Annotated in this window: 5 protein-coding genes; 1 reads left to right on the top strand and 4 read right to left on the bottom strand. The window is 39.2% G+C overall.

Features of this window, described 5'->3' with window-relative positions; all coding sequences use genetic code 11:
- Window positions 1-395: 395 nt before the first annotated feature.
- Complete coding sequence (locus tag ACT170_RS06060) at window positions 396-8,477, top strand: mucin-binding protein (protein WP_444818115.1); 8,082 nt, start codon at window positions 396-398, stop codon at window positions 8,475-8,477.
- A 263-nt stretch (window positions 8,478-8,740) separates the two neighbouring features.
- Here the strand turns inward: ACT170_RS06060 and ACT170_RS06055 are convergent, their stop codons facing one another.
- The 4 genes from ACT170_RS06055 to ACT170_RS06040 form a co-directional block, all read right to left on the bottom strand.
- A complete protein-coding gene (locus ACT170_RS06055; protein WP_444818053.1) occupies window positions 8,741-11,266 on the bottom strand; it encodes an N-acetylmuramoyl-L-alanine amidase family protein in 2,526 nt (841 codons plus the stop codon).
- Between the two features lie 382 nt (window positions 11,267-11,648).
- Window positions 11,649-14,513, bottom strand: a complete 2,865-nt coding sequence (locus ACT170_RS06050) for an N-acetylmuramoyl-L-alanine amidase family protein (RefSeq protein WP_444818054.1) — start codon at window positions 14,511-14,513, stop codon at window positions 11,649-11,651.
- A gap of 263 nt (window positions 14,514-14,776) precedes the next feature.
- Window positions 14,777-17,017: a glucosyl transferase gene (locus ACT170_RS06045; RefSeq protein ID WP_444818055.1), complete on the bottom strand. Its 2,241-nt coding sequence runs from the start codon at window positions 17,015-17,017 to the stop codon at window positions 14,777-14,779.
- A gap of 279 nt (window positions 17,018-17,296) precedes the next feature.
- Window positions 17,297-20,188, bottom strand: coding sequence for a KxYKxGKxW signal peptide domain-containing protein (locus ACT170_RS06040; protein WP_444818114.1), 2,892 nt, complete (start codon window positions 20,186-20,188; stop codon window positions 17,297-17,299).
- Between the last annotated feature and the right edge of the window lie 297 nt (window positions 20,189-20,485).

The following is a 20,485-nucleotide window of genomic DNA, read 5'->3' as shown; positions in this document are numbered from 1 at the left end:
TTAGTATTCTTTTCATAGTTAGGTAGACATATAAAAAATGAAACATCATTAAGAAACAACATGTTTTTTAATCAATAGTTATATAAATTAGATATATTTTAATTTACTGTAAATAACATAAAAACATTGTAAGTTATAATATATCGTTAATTTTTAATCTTAATGTACATGTCGAATATATGGTATTAAATTATGAAAATAAGATGATTTGTAATTATAATCTTTGTTTCATTAGCTTAAATAACATGTATTTTGCATTTTTATAAAAATCGAACTAGTGTAAAAAAACAGAAAATTTTATTGACAGTTAAATTATAAAGGAGTAGAATACGGTTGCAGCATAAAAGTTAAGCAACGGCAATTGAATCATAATTCAATTGGGAGGAATTTATGAAATGAAAGATTTTTTTAATCGACGCCAACGTTTTTCTTTGAGAAAATATTCAATCGGCGTTTGCTCAGTGCTTTTGGGAACGGCACTGTTTGCAGCACATGGTGCACAAGCTGATGAGCTTGCCAGTACCGACACACCGGTAACACCAGAGGCATCTGTTACCGGCGATGATTCGAGTAGTTTAGTAACTACTTCAACAACTGCGACACAACAGACAGATCCTACGTCTGTTGTTTCAGCGTCTGCTGAAACGTCTGCATCTGCAACACTTGATTTAACTCCAAGTGTAACAACTTCTGCGGATGCATCAACAGGAGAAACAGCAAAAACACAGGCTGAGACAGCAAAGGAATCTGATGAGTCTGTTTCAGAATCATCTGTTGAGAATCATTCAGATAAAGTGAGTCAAACTGATAATCACGAAAATTCATCTGATAAAACTCAAAAGTCATCTAATTCAGATGATTCTAATCGTGCTAGTCGTACGCGTCGTGATACGAGTGCAGCAACATCAGCTTCATCAACAGTAGCAGTAGATGCTCAGAAAGAAGTATCTAGTTGGAGTGAATTTGTTGCAGCACTTCAAGACAGTAGTATTAAAGAAATTACCGTTAAAGGCAATATCGTAGCAGCAGGTGATAATGGTAATACAGATAATGGACGTTCAGGATCTGTTGACCGTAAAATCACTATTAACACTCAAGCACGTCCACTTACAATCAAAGGTGAAAATCAAAATGCTAGTCTAGACCTTTTGTCAAATACCTTAGAATTAACTGGTGCAGCTTGGGAACTTAACTTCAAAAACCTTAAATTGGCATCAGCTAACTCAAAGGGACCTGTTGATTTATCTAAGACAAGTGGTCCAAATACTGTTACTTTTGACAATGTAACCAGTGTTGGTTCTTCACTTTATGGTGGTGGTGGAAACACCAATGTTGTTATTAAAGGAAATACAACATCAACTGTTAGTGATAGCTATCAATCTGGAAATGGACAAACTCAGTTTGTTCAACGTAACGTGGGACAAGCTGGAAGATCAGATAAACGTCGTGAATCAAACATTCATGATGCTAAAGCTGTCATTGTTTCTGAGGGGGCTAGTCTAACACTTAACCGTTCTTCTCAAGGGGATGCAATCACTCTTGAAAGTGGCGCTAAAGTTAGTGTTCAAGATAGAGCTAACCTAACCATTAATATGAACACTGACAATGCTACAGATACTGCTCGATATCATAATGCTGGTATCTTTATGGCAGATGGCGGTACAGTGGAAACAGGTAAAGAGTCAAAACTTGTACTTAACACTAGTATCGGACAAGGTATTTCGCTTGGTATCAATCGACCTGGAGATGGTGTAACAGATAAAGATCGTTTCGGTGGTTATGGTGCTGGAAATAGCAATCGTAAGAATGGTCCAAGTAAAGTTATTATCGGTGACGGTGCGACCTTTGAATTAAATGGTCGTGATGGTGTGATGGCCGGTAATAATGCTGAGTTTACAACGGGTGCAACTTCTAAAGTTCGTTTTGAAAATAAAGGCCGTGGTGTTGCGATTGACCTTGGTAATAATTCAAAAGTTAATTTTGGTAAAAATTCTACCAATACATTCCACTCAGTAGGTAAAGGTCCTAAGAGTGGTGGAGGACCTTCAGGAAGTTATGACGGCTATAACTATATTGGTCTAAATGAAAATGGTCGCATTGTCGTAGATGACTATGCAACATTCCGTGTACAAATGGATGATCGCGGTGATAATGCTTGGGACGATGTTATTTCACTTGGTTCTGAAAATGGCCGAAAGGATCAACCATTATTCCAGGCTAATAAGGGGTCTATCGTAGATATTCGAGACGATAATACTAACTACTATGCTGAATTGATTTCAGTAGCGTTGGGAAATAGTTCTAATACCTTCTTCCAATTTAACAATCCGCTTTATGTCTCATTACTACGTTATACTAGATCAGATGGTCTTTCAGCCGGAGAGGTGACAGGTAAATTGCCTGCATCTACCCCTCAAGGTAATAATCCTGAAGATATTGGTCATGGTAATATTCTTTATATTTCGAATAAATCAGCTAGCTCAGGTAACCGAGTAGAATTTAACGGTCCGACAGGAACACTCGTTAATCCAGGGCTTGGAACATATACTGTTTATTCATTGAATAAAGATGGTAGAGATGCACAAAGTCGTAATAAGCAAAGTTCTGTTTGGACTAATATCCAAGGTGGAGCATTGAGTATTGCCGGTTTCCAAAGTAACCATGCTGATATTAATCCTGCAAATGCACAATCAGTTCCAACAGGTTCATCTACAGGTGGTATCTCAGCAACTGACAGAACATATGGTATCGACCCTGTTGGTGATAACCGTCAAAACATTTGGATTTCGAATGGTTCCACAATTAATCCTACAGCTATCCATAAAAATGTTATCAAATACGTTTATGAAGATGGCACACCAGTTAAAGATGACGTCATTCAATCATCTGATTGGAATCGTACTCTTGAGGTTGCCATTGATCAGGACCAATTTAAAGATGTTTTGAAGAATTCAACTGTAAGTAATGGTGATGAATTCTTGACTGCTTACAGTAAAGCAAAATACAATGTTGGTGATATCGATGGCGATGGTAAAGCTGATACAGGATGGAGAGTAGCAGGAACGACAAACGATGAGACTGTCAACTATACTGCTGTAACTTCTCCTAAGCTAAGTGGCTATAAGGCTGAAATTTTATCAACCAATGTTCCTGGTCTAAAAGCAGGAGACAATGCAGATAGTGTAGCTGCTTCTTATACTTATAGTCCTTCTACTGCGCCAGCTGATACTATCATTGAAACTAGCGCAGGTCGTAGAACAATTTCTGACACTTATTGGCGTAATATTGTAGCTAAATCTGATTTAGGAAGCTATGAAACTGTAGTTGTTTATAAGAAAGAAAAACAGAAAGCTACAATTCACTATGTTGATGTGTCTGATAATAATAAAGAATTAGCTAGTGATTCTGTTGAAGGTGATTCAGGAGCTAATATTGATTATTCAACTGCTAATAAGATTCAAGAGTTTGTTGATAAAGGTTACAAACTAGTAGAAGATGGATTTACTAAAGCTACAGCAGATGAGAAGAAATATGATAATGATGCTTCTGTAGATCAAGAATTTACTGTTAAGTTAGAACATGATAAAGTTCCAGTAGGACCAAATGATCCACATAACCCAACAGATCCAATCAATCCAAATGATCCAGACAGTCCTAAGTATCCAGCGACAGATCAATGGAAGAAAGATGTGACATCAACGGTTCATTATGTAGGTGCAGGAAGTCAGACACCAAATGACAATGTACAAAACGCACAATGGACACGTACCTTGGAACTTGATAAAGTTACAGGTAAAATTCTTAATCCAAATGAACCATGGGTAGCTAATAAGACGGATTATGCGTCAGTGCCAACGCCAAATGTCACTGGCTACTATGCGGATAAAGCAAGCGTTCCAACTAAGACAGTTACTCAAGATAATCTGGAAGAGACAGTAACTTACAAACCACTTGGAAGCTTGGTTCCAAAACCAGAAACACCAAACGATCCAAACTTCCCATCAACACCAGGTGTGAAGTATCCAAACGATCCAACAGATCCAACGAAACCAGGTCAACCAGTCGTTCCAGATGTTCCAGGTTATGAACCACACCTTCCAGATCCAAAGGATCCAACAAAACCAGGTCAACCAATCCAACCAGGAACACCTGTAACACCTGATAAACCAGGGGAAGATACGCCAATCATTTATGTGCCAAAAACAAATGATGTGACGCAACCAACCAAACAAACCGTAACGTTTGAAGGAGCAGGAACAGCTACACCAGCTGCTAAAGTTCAAAATGACTTCACATTTACTGGTAAACAAAAAAATGGTACGACAACATGGGATCAAACTAGTCACACTTATGGTAAGGAAACAGTCCCAGTAGTTGAACATTTCTATGCTGATAAGAAAGAAGCTGGGTCTAAGACAGTTACTCCAGATCAACCAGAGGTTACGGATAAGGTTACTTATAAACCACTTGGTAAGATTATTCCAGTTGATGAAAATAATACCCCAATTCCAAGTGCACCAACTCCTCAATACAATAATGATCCACAAGATCCGACTAAAGGTGGAGTAACACCAACACCAGAAATCCCAGGTTATGTGACAGACACTCCAAATGTAACACCATCTAACCCAGGAACTGATACGCCAGTTGTTTACCGTAAAGCCGATCAAAAAGCAGTTATCAAGTACGTTGACCAAACAACAGGTCAAACTCTTGCCAATGATCAAGTCGGTGGTAAATCAGGTGAGGCCATCAACTACTCAACTGCGGACAAGATCAAGTACTATGAAGATCGTGGTTATGTTCTCGTTAGCGATGAGTTCCCAACAGGTGCCCACTTCGATAACGATGCGTCAGTCGATCAAACATGGACAGTAACCTTGAAACATGGTGAAACCCCAGTAGGACCAAATGATCCACATAACCCAACAGATCCAATCAATCCAAATGATCCAAATAGTCCTAAGTACCCAGTGACAGATCAATGGAAGAAAGATGTGACATCAACTGTTCATTATGTAGGTGCAGGAAGTCAGACTCCAAATGACAATGTACAAAATGCACAATGGACACGCACATTGACTCTTGATAAGGTAACGGGTGCAACACTTTCATCTACTCCATGGGTAGCTAACAAGACTGATTATGCGTCAGTTCCTACACCAAGTGTTACTGGCTACTATGCGGATAAAGCAAGTGTTGCTTCTAAGGCAGTTACTCAAGAAAACCTTGAAGAAACGGTTACTTACAAACCACTTGGAAACTTGGTTCCAAAACCAGAAACACCAAATGATCCAAACTTCCCATCAACACCAGATGTGAAATATCCAAACGATCCAACAGATCCAACCAAACCAGGACAACCGGTTGTTCCAGATGTTCCAGGCTATGAACCACACCTTCCAGATCCAAAAGATCCAACAAAACCAGGTCAACCAATCCAACCAGGAACACCTGTAACACCTGATAAACCAGGGGAAGATACGCCAATCATCTATGTGCCAAAAACAAATGATGTAACGCAACCAACAAAACAAACTGTTAAATACACAAGTACAGATGGTAAAGCTCAGGTACCTTCAGATAAGATTCAAAATGACTATACTTTCACAGGTAAGAAGAATCAAGCAGATGGTACAACAACATGGACTGAAAACAGTCATACTTACGGTAGGGAAAGTGTTCCAGTAGTTTCTGGTTATTACGCTGACAAGTCTGAAGCAGGTAGAAAAACAGTCACTCCTGGCAATCCTAATGCTGAAGATGTTGTAACTTATAAACCACTTGGTAAGATTATTCAGGTAGATGAAGATGGAAATGTTATTCCTAATTCAACATCTGTAACATACAACAATAATCCATCAAATCCTAAAGAAGCAGCAGAAACTAAAATTCCAGATGCACCAACAGGATATGTGATTAAGGAGGAACAACCACAAGCATGGGGTTACAATATTGTTGATAAAACTATTGAACCAAATGATGAAAGTGATCCAGATCGAATTTCACAAGATACGAAGATTGTTTATGTTAAGGCCGATCAAAAAGCAGTTATTACGTACGTTGATCAAACAACAGGTCAAACCCTTGCCAATGATCAAGTTGGTGGTAAATCAGGTGAGGCAATCAACTACTCAACTGCGGACAAGATCAAGTACTATGAAGATCGTGGTTATGTTCTCGTTAGCGATGAGTTCCCAACAGGTGCTCACTTCGATAACGATGCGTCAGTCGATCAAACATGGACAGTAACCTTGAAACATGGTGAAACCCCAGTAGGACCAAATGATCCACATAACCCAACAGATCCAATCAATCCAAATGATCCAAACAGTCCTAAGTACCCAGCGACAGATCAATGGAAGAAAGGTGTGACATCAACTGTTAAGTATGTGGTATCAGATGGTAAGGTAGCTGCACCAGCAGATCACGTAGAAAACGCGACATGGACACGTACCCTTACCTTGGATAAAGTTACAGGTAAAGAACTTTCAGCGACACCATGGGCATCAGATAAGACAGCCTACGCTGAAGTTCCAACACCAGGTTTGACAGGTTACTACGCTGATAAAGCAAGTGTTGCTTCTAAGGCTGTTACTCAAGAAAACCTTAAAGAAACAGTTACTTACAAACCACTTGGAAACTTGGTTCCAAAACCAGTGACACCAAACGATCCAAACTTCCCATCAACACCAGGTGTTAAATATCCGAACGATCCAACAGATCCAACGAAACCAGGTCAACCGGTCGTGCCAGATGTTCCAGGATATGAACCACACCTTCCAGATCCAAAGGATCCAACGAAACCAGGTCAACCAATCCAACCAGGAACACCTGTAACACCTGACAAACCAGGGGAAGATACACCAATCATCTATGTACCAAAAACAAATGATGTAACGCAACCAACGAAACAAACAGTAACGTTTGAAGGAGCTGGTTCAACCACACCAAAAGATGATGTTCAAAGCGACTATACCTTCACAGGTAAGAAGAATCAAGCAGATGGTACAACAACATGGACTGAAAACAGTCATGACTATGGCAAAGTAAAAGTCCCAGTCGTTGAACACTATTATGCGGATAAAGCTGAAGCAGGTGGTAAGACAGTTACACCAGAACACCCAGAAGCTACAGATAAAGTGGTTTATAAGGAACTCGGTAAGATCATTCCAGTTGACCCAGATGGCAACCCAATTCCAAATGCGCCAACACCACAATATACGAATGATCCAAACGATCCAACTAAGGGTGGTGTAACACCAACACCAGTCATCCCAGGTTATGTGACAGACATTCCAAATGTAACACCATCTAACCCAGGAGCTGATACCCCAGTTGTCTACCGTAAAGCAGATCAAAAAGCAGTGATCACGTACGTTGATCAAACAACAGGTCAAACCCTTGCCAATGATCAAATCGGTGGTAAATCAGGTGAGGCCATCAACTACTCAACTGCGGACAAGATTAAGTACTATGAAGATCGTGGTTATGTTCTCGTAAGCGATGAATTCCCAGCAGGAGCTCACTTCGACAACGATGCTTCAGTAGATCAAACATGGACAGTTACCTTGAAACATGGTGAAACACCAGTAGGACCAAATGATCCACATAACCCAACAGATCCAATCAATCCAAATGATCCAAACAGTCCTAAGTACCCAGCGACAGATCAATGGAAGAAAGATGTCACATCTACTGTTAAGTATGTGGTATCAGATGGTAAGGTAGCAGCCCCAGCAGATCATGTTGAAAAGGCGACATGGACACGTACCCTTACCTTGGATAAAGTTACAGGTAAAGAACTTTCAGCGACACCATGGGCATCAGATAAGACAGCCTACGCTGAAGTTCCAACACCAGGTTTGACAGGCTACTACGCTGATAAAGCAAGTGTTGCTTCTAAGACAGTTACTCAAGAAAACCTTGAAGAAACTGTTACTTACAAACCACTTGGAAACTTGGTTCCAAAACCAGAAACACCAAATGATCCAAACTTCCCATCAACACCAGGTGTTAAATATCCGAACGATCCAACAGATCCAACGAAACCAGGTCAACCGGTTGTGCCAGATATTCCAGGTTACAAGCCATACTTGCCAGATCCAAACGATCCAACGAAACCAGGTCAACCAATCCAACCAGGAACACCTGTAACACCAGAGGATCCAGGTAAAGATACACCAATCATTTATGTTCCGGTTACTCCTGATAAACCTGTAACTCCTCCAGAACAACCTAAGGTACCAACACCTAAGAAACCAGAGGAGCCAGAACAACCAGTTAAACCAGAACAACCAGTAAGTCCAACTGTTATTGAAGAAGTAACTCCACAAGTTGCTCAACCTCAAGAACAAGCAGTTCTACCAGAGACAGGAACAGAAAGTGGACATATTGCAGAAGTGACAGGTTTGTCAGCCTTGATTACAGGTCTTGGACTAGGTCTTTTGGGCCGTCGTCGTAAGAAAGAAGACTAATAACAAAGAGAATCCTTCCCTTCTTCTAAATAGTTAGTTAAAATAAAAAATTAGTCTTCAAAAAAAGAGGTTCTTCCCTATAGGTTGGGGGAGGACCTTTTTTGATCTATTTTTTAACCTAAGTACAAAATTGGAGTCTTGATTTTGTACTTTTATTCTTGATATGTGATTAAAGAAAATGCTTAAAAAGGAAGTTGAAATTAATCAACTTCCTTTAGTATAGATATATTTTGAGAAAAATTTAGGCTACTTTCCTACATTCTCTACAATTGCTTTGCACGTCCATTTTCATCAAAATGATAAGTCACACCATTGATGGTACGTGTTTGGTTGGTGACGAGCTCACCAGAGTTTTCATCGTAGTAACGAGTTCCCTTGTAGTCTGTAACGAAATCACCCTTCACTTGTTTACCTTCATAATCAAAGTAGAGGTGTTGACCATTGATAACTTGATCAAAGAGAAGAGCCTTACCATCGTTACCGAAGTAGTACCAGTTGCCCTTCCAATTAACGAATTGATTGGTTACAGCAGCACCTGTTTCAGCGTCAAAGTAGTAGTAACTGTAGATTTTAGGTTCGATGATAGTACTACTAGATGTCCGAGGATATCTAGTAGACTCTTTTTGCTCAGGACTAAGCACTTTATCTTTTGCGAGATAACCAGTAACTAAGCTTGTAGACTCTGTATTATCGAGATAATAGAGTTTCCCATCGATTTCTTGAAGACCGAGAAGTTTATTACCATTTTCATCAGTATAGTACCAATCGCCACCTACTTGATGGAACCCTTTTTCTCTGACTGCTGCTCCAGTAACCTCATCGTAGAAAGGTCCTGAACCGGAAGGCCCAAAAGTTCCTTGACGGGCTTGTCCATTTTCATAGAACGAATAGGTTACACCATTAATGGTATGAGAACCAGAAAGTGGTTTACCATCTTTATCATAATAGAAGAGCCCATTATCAGCACGAACAAATTGGTTCCGTGGGACTTCCTTCTGTTCACCGGTATCCTTATCATAGTAGTGGCCATTTTTAACTACGTTTTTGAATTGTGTTCCGAGGTGATCGTCAAAGTAGACAGGGATACCATCAATGGTATGAGCACCTTTTAGAATATTGCCTTGCTTATCTGCATAGAACCACTTACCTCGAGTTGTAAAGTAACGCCCCTTAACAAGTTCACCAGTATCCTTGTCATAATACTTAACTGGGATACCAAAGACAACAAAGCTATCATAGAGAACACTAATACCATCTTTATCTACAAAGCCATCTTTAGCTTGTGTTCCAAAGAACCTATCAAAATGTACCTGAACACCATTGATGATGTGGTCGCCTTTAAGGATTTTGCCATTTGAACCGACATAATACCAATGGTTATTAATATTATGGTAACGATTTTTTTCGAGTGTAATTCTCGTACCAGAGTCTTTATCATAGTAGTAACCGTCGTCTCCAAAATCACCTTTAACTTGTCGCCCATAATAAGAATCAAAGTAGACAGGAACATTATTTATGGTTTGTGAACCTTTTAATGGTTTGCCCTCAGCATCAACATAGTACCAATATTTATCTACATTGACATAACGGTTGGTCACGAGTGCACCAGTTGAAGTATCGTAGTATTTACCATTACTTTCAAACACACCTTTCACTTGAGCACCGGTCTTATCATCGAAGTAGTACTCTTTACCATCAATAAGAGTAGCACCTTTCACAGGTATACCTTTTGCGCCAATAAAGTAGTTTTTGTCTTTAACTGTTACGAATCGGTTAGTTACTAGCTTACCAGTGTGTTCATCATAATAGCGGTTATCCTTGTCAAAATTCCCTTTTATTTGAACACCATTTTCATCGAAATAGAGCTGAGCCCCATTAATGATATGGCTGCCCTTTATAATTTGTCCTCTATCATTGAGATAGTACCATTTTCCTTTGATTTCAACAAAATGATTGGTTCCTAAATTGACGAAAACACCATCCTGATCGTAAAAGTGTCCATTAGGAGCAAAGCGGTCAATGATTTGAGTCCCAAATTTATCGTCAAAGTAGGATGATCGACGATTAATTCGATACTCACCATACACGGGATTCCCTTTATCATCTAGATAATAGCGTTCATATTGTTTTGTATCGTTGCTGTAGGCAACGATAAATTGATTTTTGAGAAGAGCACCAGAATCTTTATCATAGAAATTTAGTTTTTTAGCATCATTAGGGTCTTTAGCAAAAACGCCTTTAGCTTGTATGCCATTTTCTTTATCGAAATAGACTTGAACCCCATCTATGGTTTGTGGTCCAGTCAGATCCTTACCATTGGCATCTCTGTAATGCCATTTGCCGTTTTGGTCGCTGTAATATTGACCGCCTGTAACGTTTACGTCCTCATTGATAACAGGAGTTGCCGTAGCTGTTTCACTAGCAGCACTGTCTCTTGTTGAAACGGCGTGTGCTTCAACGATGGCTGTTTCAGTAGGAGCTTGACTCTCATTAGTGGTTGCAGAGGCCGGTTCTCTAGTGTATTCCGAACTTACTAACTCTGGAGCATCTGTTGAACTTTCAGTAGAAGATGTTGCTTCAGTACTCTTTGTTTCAACTAAATCTGCTGTTGTTTCAAGATTGGCAGTAACACTTGCTGTCGTGTCATTCTTGAGTGTTTCACTAGCAGTTACTTCATCCGCAAAAGCAGCTCCGGCAATAAGTGCAAAACTAGCAAGAGCAGATGCACATGAAAAAGCAATAAGATACTTTTTAGATGCGTGTTTTTTGGCCTTATCATTTTTTTCCATAATAAATACCCCCTTTTAATTTATATTATAAGACAATAAGAAAGCCTTTTCAATATTAAAAATAAAAAGGTTTTCTTTTAATGTGAAGGGGTGGATAAAAGGGAAAAACATATATTTATCTGCATATTAAGTGAGATGTTGCCAGTTCTTACTAAATCCAAGATTCATAAAAAACAAAAAAATCCAGGACCTGAGTCCTGAATTTAGGAGATTATGAAAAAGAAAAGTTTTAGGATGGTTATAGTATATAAAGCAAAGCCTAAAGTTTTCTTAAAGTAGACAAAAATTATTTTCGTGGATTTTAAAAAGGAAGTTGAAATTAATCAACTTCCTTTAGTTTAGATGTCTTGTGAGAAAATTTTAGTCGATTTTCTTACATTTCTTACAATTGCTTTGCACGTCCATTTTCATCAAAATGATAAGTCACACCATTGATGGTACGTGTTTGGTTGGTGACGAGCTCACCAGAGTTTTCATCGTAATAACGAGTACCCTTGTAGTCTGTAACGAAATCGCCCTTCACTTGTTTACCTTCATAATCGAAGTAGAGGTGTTGACCATTGATCACTTGATCGAAGAGGAGGGCCTTACCATCCTTACCGAAGTAGTACCAGTGTCCATCTGCATAGACGAATTGGTTGGTTACCGCAGCACCTGTTTCGGCGTCGAAGTAGTAAGTTGGGTTTTCTTCTGGATTGTCAGGGAATGAAATGTAAAATTTAGGTCTAGCTAATTTTCCTCGAACTTGTTCGTGCGTTTCGTATTTGTTCATTGGATTGGCAGAGAAATAGTAAAGTTTCCCATCAATTTTTTTAAAACCTGCGACTTTTTTACCATTTTCTAGGTAGAACCAACTACCACGAGAATTAACAAAACCAGTTTTTTCTACAGCTTCGCCAGTTTCATCATCATAGTAAGGTGGATTTTGATAGATGTTAAAGGAACCACGAAGGACCTTTCCGTTTTGCTCAACATAGTAATTCTTCCCGTCAACATTTATATTCCCAGTTCGTCCATTACTGCTAAGGTAGTATAAATCGTCACCAATCTTTATAAACTGATCATGAGGGAGTTCTTTCCCTGCACCACTATCTTTATCGTAGTAGTAACCATTAAGAACAGTATCTTTAGCTTGAACACCATCATCATCAAAGTAAACGTCTACCCCATCAATGGTTTGTGAGCCTTTAAGGATATTACCTTGTGCATCTGCATAGTACCATTTACCATCATGGCTGAAGTATTGACCTTTTACAAGAGCTCCAGAATTTTTATCATAGAACTTACTAGGTGCTTCATAAGTATTGTAGTTCTCTTCACTGATTACTCGACCATTAGAATCAACTAATTCCCCCTTAGTTTGAATACCGTTATATGGATTAAAATTGACTTGAACTCCATCAATGATTTGGTCCCCTTTTAGAATCTTACCTTCAGCATTGACGTAGTACCAATTATCATTAACTTGGACATAGCGATTTGTTCCCAAATCTACTTTAGCACCAGAATCTTTGTCGTAGAAGTAGCCATCGTTACCAAAGATACCTTTGGCTTGTCTACCCCCATAAGGGTCAAAGTATACAGGAACATTGTTAATGGTTTGAGAGCCTTTAAGTGGTTTTCCGTCATTTCCTACATAGTACCAGTTTTTACCAACTTGGACATAGCTATTGGTTACGAGCGCACCAGTAATTCCATCATAGTATTTATCGTTACTAGCAAAATTTCCCTTAACTTGTGCGCCAGATTCTTTGTCAAAGAAGTATTCAACGTTGTCGATGACGGTTGCTCCTTTGATGGCCTTGCTATCGGCACCGATAAAGTAGGTTTTGTCTTTAACTGTTACGAAACGATTAGTAACTAGATTTCCAGAGTCTTTATCGTGAAATTGTTTGTTGTAGTCAAAATCTCCTTTCACTTGGATACCGTTATAGCCAAAGTAGACATGAGCGCCATCAATAGTTTGTTCACCTGTCAAGATTTTTCCATCGTTACCGATGTAGTACCAGTTGCCTTTAATTTGAACATAACGGTTTGTGCCTAGGTCGACTCGGTTACCATCTTGCCCATAGAAGTAGCCATCGTCACCAAAATTGTCGAAGACTTGTCTTCCATCATATGTAAAGTAAACCTGTTTACCATTGATAGTTTTAGCACCTTTTACACGAACACCCTGTTCATCCACATAGTAGCGTTCATTTTGGTGGGTATAGTTATCGTATGCAATAACGTAGTTGTTAGTGACTAGTGCACCAGAATCTTTATCATAATAGCGTTTATTATTGTCAGAATAGTCTCTGGCAAAATAACCTTTCACTTGAACACCGCCTTGGTCGAAGTAAACCTTAACTCCATCTATGGTTTGTGGTCCCTTTAAAATAGCACCATCATTTCCAGCATAGTACCATTTTCCGTTTAATTCAAAATAGCGGTTTGTCCCGAAATCAACTTGTTTTCCGTTTTCGTCGTAATAACGGTCATCAGAAGCAAATCTATCTTTAAGTTGTTCACCATACTGATCAAAGTAATACCACGCTCCATTAACTTCTTTGGAACCAATTGCCTTATTACCATTTTCATCAACGTAATAGGTTCTACCATATTCTTCAACGAATTTATTAGTAACAAGAGCACCAGAATCTTTGTCATAATAGTGACCGTCCCAGCCAAATCCCCCTTTAACCTGAACACCGCCTGGATTGAAGTAGACCTTAACGCCATCAATAGTTTGTGGTCCAGTCAGGTCTTTACCGCTAGCATCTTTGTAATGCCAGTAGCCTTGGTCGTCGCTATAGTATTGACCACCAGTGACGTTTGTTTCATTAGGTACTGAAGCTGTCTCGCTGGCAGCTCGGTCTGTAGTTACGGCTTCACGTGTTTGGCCTGCAACTGATTCTGTAGGAGTTTGGCTTTCGTTTGCAGTTGTTGAGGCAGTTTCACTGACAACTTCAGAGCTTGCAGCAGAAGTTGTGGCTTGTTCTGAGACATTTGTAGTGCTTTGAGTGGTGCCTAAATTTTCAGTAGTAGCAGGAGCTTCGACAACCTTAGTTTCTACGAGGTCTGCGGTAGTTTCCACATTTGCAGTGGTAGTAGCGTTCACATCAAGGTTTGATGAGTTATCAGCTTTAGCTTCCTCAGCGAAGGCAGGCTTTGCGATGAGGGCAAAACCTGCAAGAGCAGTTGCACATGAGAATGCAATCAGACGTTTTTTGGACTTAGGTCCAGTAAAATTAGAATGTACTTTCATAATTCTTCCTCCTTTTTCCTAAGTCCTATTATAGCGCTATTTTAGAGAGTTTCAAGGAAATATAAGAAATTTAGATAAAAATAAGAAAACGATTACATTACGTTACGAGTGAGAGGGGGATGATTTTAGTTGCTACGACCTTTCTAAAACAAAAAAAATCCAAGACCTGCGCCCTGGATTTGGGAGATTATGAAAAAGAAAAGTTTTAGGATAGTTATAGTATATAAGGCAAAGCCTAAAGTTTTCTTAAAGTAAGGGATATCTTAAACTTTAGTCGCATTACCATTCTCATCAAAATGATAAGTTACACCTTTGATAGTACGTGTTTGGTTGGTGACTAGTTCGCCAGAGTTTTCATCGTAGTAGTGACCATCTGGTGCAAAAGCGCCTTTAACTTGTCTACCATTACTTGTATTGAAGTAGAGCTTTTGCCCATTAATTTGAACTTCACCGGTTGCGGCTGTGCCATCCGCATAGAAGTAGTACCAGTAATTACCCCATTGATAGAAACGATTTTTAATTGCTCTACCGTCATGACCGAAGTAGTAGATTTTACCATCGATGTAATTAATACTGTCTTGCCACATGTCACCCAGTTGGGTGTACTTATAGGCACCTCCTCGACGGAAGTAATATAAATCACCATTGATTTCATGAAGTCCAAGGACTTTGTTACCTTTCTCGTCAAGATAGTAAGTTAAGCCTCTGTTATCTTTAACAAACCCAGCTTTGGTTACTTTGCGACCATTATCTTTATCGTAATAGTACTCAGGCATATAGACGCCATCTTGACCAAATCCTCCTTTAGCTTGTACCCCTCGATAGTTGAAGAAGACATCTTGTCCATCGATATTTCGAGCTCCCTTGACTGGCTTACCGTCTTTACCTACATAGAACCAATTACCCATGTATTCAACATAACGATTGGTTACAAGATTTCCAGAATTAATATCGTAGAATGCGTATAAATCACCGTAGGAATCACCATAAGCACCTTTAACCTGTTGACCATTGTCGCGGAAAAATAACTTTTGACCGTTAATGATTTGAGCACCAGTGAGGTTGTCTCCATTTACGTTCTTATAATACCAGTTTCCATTATCGTCGCTATAATAACCATTTGGGTTAGGAGCATCCATACCTACGCCGTTTTCATCAAATCGATAGGTCATACCATTAATTGTTAGAGTGGTGTTAGAGACGCGTGCTCCAGAATTAGGATCATAGTAGCGAAGAACACCATTGTCGAGAACAAGCTCTCCCTTAGCTTGACGACCATTAGCATATAGGTAAACGATTTGACCGTCTATATTGACTTCACCATCTTGAGGACGAATAGCATTTCCATCTGCACCATAATAGTACCAGCCATCATTTTCTTGGACATAGCGATTTTTAACGGCTTGACCAGTAACTGAGTCAAAATAGTAGCGACGGGTAATATTAGTAGGGGTACCAAAACCATAAGTACGTGGTGAATTTTGCCCTTCTTCTAGTAAAATGCTGATTCCTTTTTGTAGGACGCCGGTATCAACAGGAGAGGCAGCTTCACGTGCTTTGAAATAGTAGATATTACCATCAATTTCACGTATTCCTGTAAATTTAGAACCATCGTTCTTGATGTAAAAGGTTTGGCCTTTTTTATTCTGAACTAGACCTTCTTTTCGGACCCTTGCACCAGAGTTAGAGTCGTAATAGAAAGTTTGATCTGGATAGCTATAGTCCTCTCCGCTAAAGTCACCTTTGATTTGAACACCTTTATAATCGAAGTAGACTTCTTGACCATTGATAGTTTGTTCTCCAGTGAGTGGATAGCCATCTTTACCTAAATAGTACCAATTACCTTGGGATTCAAGGTATCGATTCGTCCATAGTTGCCCAGTATCAACATCGTAGTAACGAAATAGATTATTATTCCTATCGAGTAAAGGCCCCTTAACTTGTTGCCCATTACTGCGGAAATAAACATTTTGGCCATCGATAGTCTGTTCGCCTACGAGGTTTTTACCACTGGCATCTTTATAATACCAGTTGCCTTGGTCATCACTATAGTATTGACCACCAGTGACGTTTGTTTCATTAGGTACTGAAGCTGTCTCATTGGCAGCTCGGTCTGTAGTTACAGCATCACGTGTTTGGCCTGTGGCTGATTCCGCAGGTGCTTGACTTTCGCTTGCAGTTGTTGAAGCTGTTTCACTGGCAGTTTCAGAACTTGCTGTAGAAGTTGAGGCTTGTTCTGAGACATTTGTGGTGTTTTCTGTGCTAGCCACATTTTCAGTAGTAGCAGGAGCTTCGACAACCTTTGTTTCTACGAGGTCTGCTGTGGTTTCCACATTGGCAGTGGTAGCAGCAGTCACATCAAGGTTTGATGAGTTATCAGCTTTAGCTTCCTCAGCGAAGGCAGGTCTTGCGATAAAGGCAAAACTTGCAAGAGCAGTTGCACATGAGAATGCAATCAAACGTTTTTTGGACTTAGGTCCAGTAAAATTAGAATGTACTTTCATACTTTTTCCTCCATTTCCTAAGTCCTATTATAGCGCTATTTTAGAGACCTTCAAGAAAAAATAAGAAATTTAGACAAAAATAAGAAAACGATTACATTGTGATGCGAGTGAGAGAGGGGATGATTTTAGTTGCTACAGACTTTTCTAAAAACAAAAAAATCCAGGACCTATGCCCTGGATTTAGGAGATTATGAAAAAGAAAAGTTTTAGGATGGTTATAGTATATAAAGCAAAGCCTAAAGTTTTCTTAAAGTGGAAGAAATATCTTGTTCTTCCACTTTAATTCATTTTCTCAGTCGCTACACCATTTTCATCAATGACATAAGTTTTGCCATCTTTTTCTAGTGTTGCTTTGGTTGTGATTGGAGAACCGTACAAATCTTTCCCTAATGAGGTTGATTTTTCAAAGTGATAGAGCTTACCGTCGATTTCCTTCCAAGTTGGTTGGTAGAACTCGATTACCCTAGGCTCAAGATAGCATAGGTATCCTTTATCAGTACGGTAGAATCCTATTCGAACGATTCCATTTTCGTCTGAAACGTAACCGGAATTAGTTTCATTACGTAATAATTCTGCGTAAGAACCGAAAAGATAGGTCTTGCCATTTATGGTTTCTGTTGTATTGATATAGCGATATTGGTTGCTTGGATCTAGGTAATAGGTCTTACCGTCAATTTCTCTCCATCCGGATAATAATTTTCCTTCTGAATCTGCAAGATATAAACTATTATATGATTTAGCGGAACCATTAACAAGAAGTTGGCCATCTTGATTGAAGTAATAATAATTGCCATCAATTGAAAGTACCTTATCTTTAGCTTGTAGACCGTCTTCTTTAAAGTAAACACGATGACCATCTAGTGTGTACCATCCGAAAACTTGAGCACCATCATTTCCAAAGTAGAGCTTATATGAGGAACTAAAGGAATGGAATGCATTACGGAGGAGCTCGCCACTGTTCTTATCGAAATAGTAGTACTTCCCATCTATAAGTGTACGCTCACCTTTGATTTGTTTCCCCGTACCATCAAAGTAGAGTTGAACACCATCGATAGTCTGCCATCCAGTAGCTACTTGCCCTTTATCTTTGAGATAGGTCCAGTCACCATCTTTATCTTGAACAAAGGTATTTCGAAGTGACGATGTCACACGTCCTTGGTCATCAATTTCGTAGGTCATTCCATTGAGAGTTAGACTACGATTGGTCCACATAGCCCCACTGTCTTTGTCAAAGTAGTAAGTTTTACCATCAATGTCTACTAGGCTACCTTTGACTTGCTTACCATTTTTATCAAAGTAGAGTTGAACACCATCAATGGTTTGACGGCCTGTTAGGAGTTTGCCCTCTTTGTCGTAGTAGTACCAGTTCCAGAAATCATCGCGAACAAATTGGTTTTTAGCCGTAAATTCAGTCACTACTCCCTCATTATCAATTGTGTAGGTCTTATCATCGACTTTCAAAGTGTCGTTAGTAAGGATAATAGTGGTGTACATACCAGCATATCTTTCTGTTCGATATGATTTTGTTAGACGATAGCGCTTGCCATCGATTTCTTTCCACGTAGGCTTGTTAATACTTTCCACCTTTGGTTGGAAGTAGTGAAGGTAACCATCGGAGCCTCGTTGGATGCCCTCTAGGAGGACGCCGTTTTTATCAGTTCCATAGATTCCAGAGAAACTAGGCCCGCCCCAAAATGTTTTTTTTGAAAAAAGGGCTCCAAAATAGTTTTTTTCTATTTTACTATCTGTGACTAGATAAAGTTTGCTGTCATAACCTATGATACCATCAAGAACTTGACCCTTTGAAGCAAAGATATATTCTTTTCCATCGATAATTTGTTTACCAGTTAAGACTTCGCCGTTAGCATTGGTACGGTAGGTAGAAGTGTTTGCATGGAACATTGAAGGAGTTTCAACAATGCCATATTTGTTCTTGACCAATTGTCCTTGGTAATCAAAAAGATAAATCTTCCCATCAATTGTGACAGTATCATTTTTAGCCAAAAGTCCGTCAGGTTTGAAATAATAACGTTTACTGTCAATGGTATGCCATCCAATAAATGCAGCACCATCTTCGCCTAAGTAATTAGTATAAGTTGTATATTGAGGTTCTGTCCTATAGCCATTGAAAATTGAAGTGTGATGCCACTGATTCGTTAATAGAGAACCATCATTCTCATCGAATCGATAGTATTTTCCACCAATCTCTCGTTCTTGTCCTTTGACTTGTTTCCCATCTTTATCAAAATAAAGGATGACACCATCAACATTTTGCCAACCAGTCAATTTTTCACCGTTGGCAGTGTAGTAATACCAATCTTTTTGGTTGTCAGATTGGAAATGACCACCGGTCACGACCTGAGTAGGTAGTTGTGTTTTTTCGGTTAGGATACCATCAGCATCTGCTAGATAAGTTTTACCATCTACTTCAATACTTGTATCAGTTACCTTACGCCCATTATCTTTATCGTAGTAGTAATCCTTGCCATCAATGGTTACCTTTTCACCCTTTGCTTGGATGCCATTGTTATGGAAGTAGAGGTTAAAGCTATCGATGGTTTGTAGGCCAGTTAGTTTGTGGCCCTCGCTGTCTAGGTAATACCAGTTACCTTGCTCATCAGAAGTGAATCTGCCACCTTGTGAAGGTGTTTCCTGTGAAGTAGTTACGTTATCGCTTGTTTCAGATGAGGTTTCAACACTTCTATCGGTTGTAGCTGTCTCACCAGATTGAGCGGGTTCACCCTTTTTATCAGTCTCGTTAGCAGGCTGTGTAGTAGTCGTTTCTGTAGGCTGACTAGTCGCATTAGTAGAAGCAGTGTCAGTTGAGACTGTCCCACTAGGAACATTATTAACAGCAGTGTCAGTTGAGACTGTCCCACTAGGAACATTATTAACAGTAGTGTCAGTTGAGACTGTCCCACTAGGAACATTATTAACAGTAGTGCTTGCTGGAGCTACTTCGGTTCTTGTTATAAGGCTAGCACTAGTCTCAAGATTGCTGTCAGAGACGACATTTTCAGGACTGTTAACGGCAGTTGTTTCAGGCTTGACTTCATCAGCTCCGACCTGTCCTAGTCCAATTAGTGAAGCCCCAATAGCCAAACTTGAGGCAGCGATTGTGATCCAATGTTTCTTAACTTTATGAAGTTTGAAACGAACTTTGTTTTCCATAATTTTTCCCCTTATATGGTGACTTGGTAAATTCATGTTGTGACATTTAAAACAACATGAAAACCAAAATTAATTTACAGTTATATTTTAATCTTATTTTCTAATAAACTCAATAGAAAACGGATACAAAAACGCCATGATTTTATAAAAAGATTCTTATATTCGTGATAGTTGTAGCCTATAAAAGAGTTTTCCTAATTTATTTATTTTTTCGTCTATAGATATGCTTGAAAGGGTAATTGTCCCCATACAGTTTGAGAAAAAGACTCTTTTCTTCAAAAATCATCCTGTGTAAAA

The sequence above is a fragment of the Streptococcus sp. cx1 genome (assembly GCF_052384325.1).
Taxonomy (GTDB): domain Bacteria; phylum Bacillota; class Bacilli; order Lactobacillales; family Streptococcaceae; genus Streptococcus; species Streptococcus salivarius_G.
This window is presented reverse-complemented; position numbering and strand designations above follow the sequence as displayed.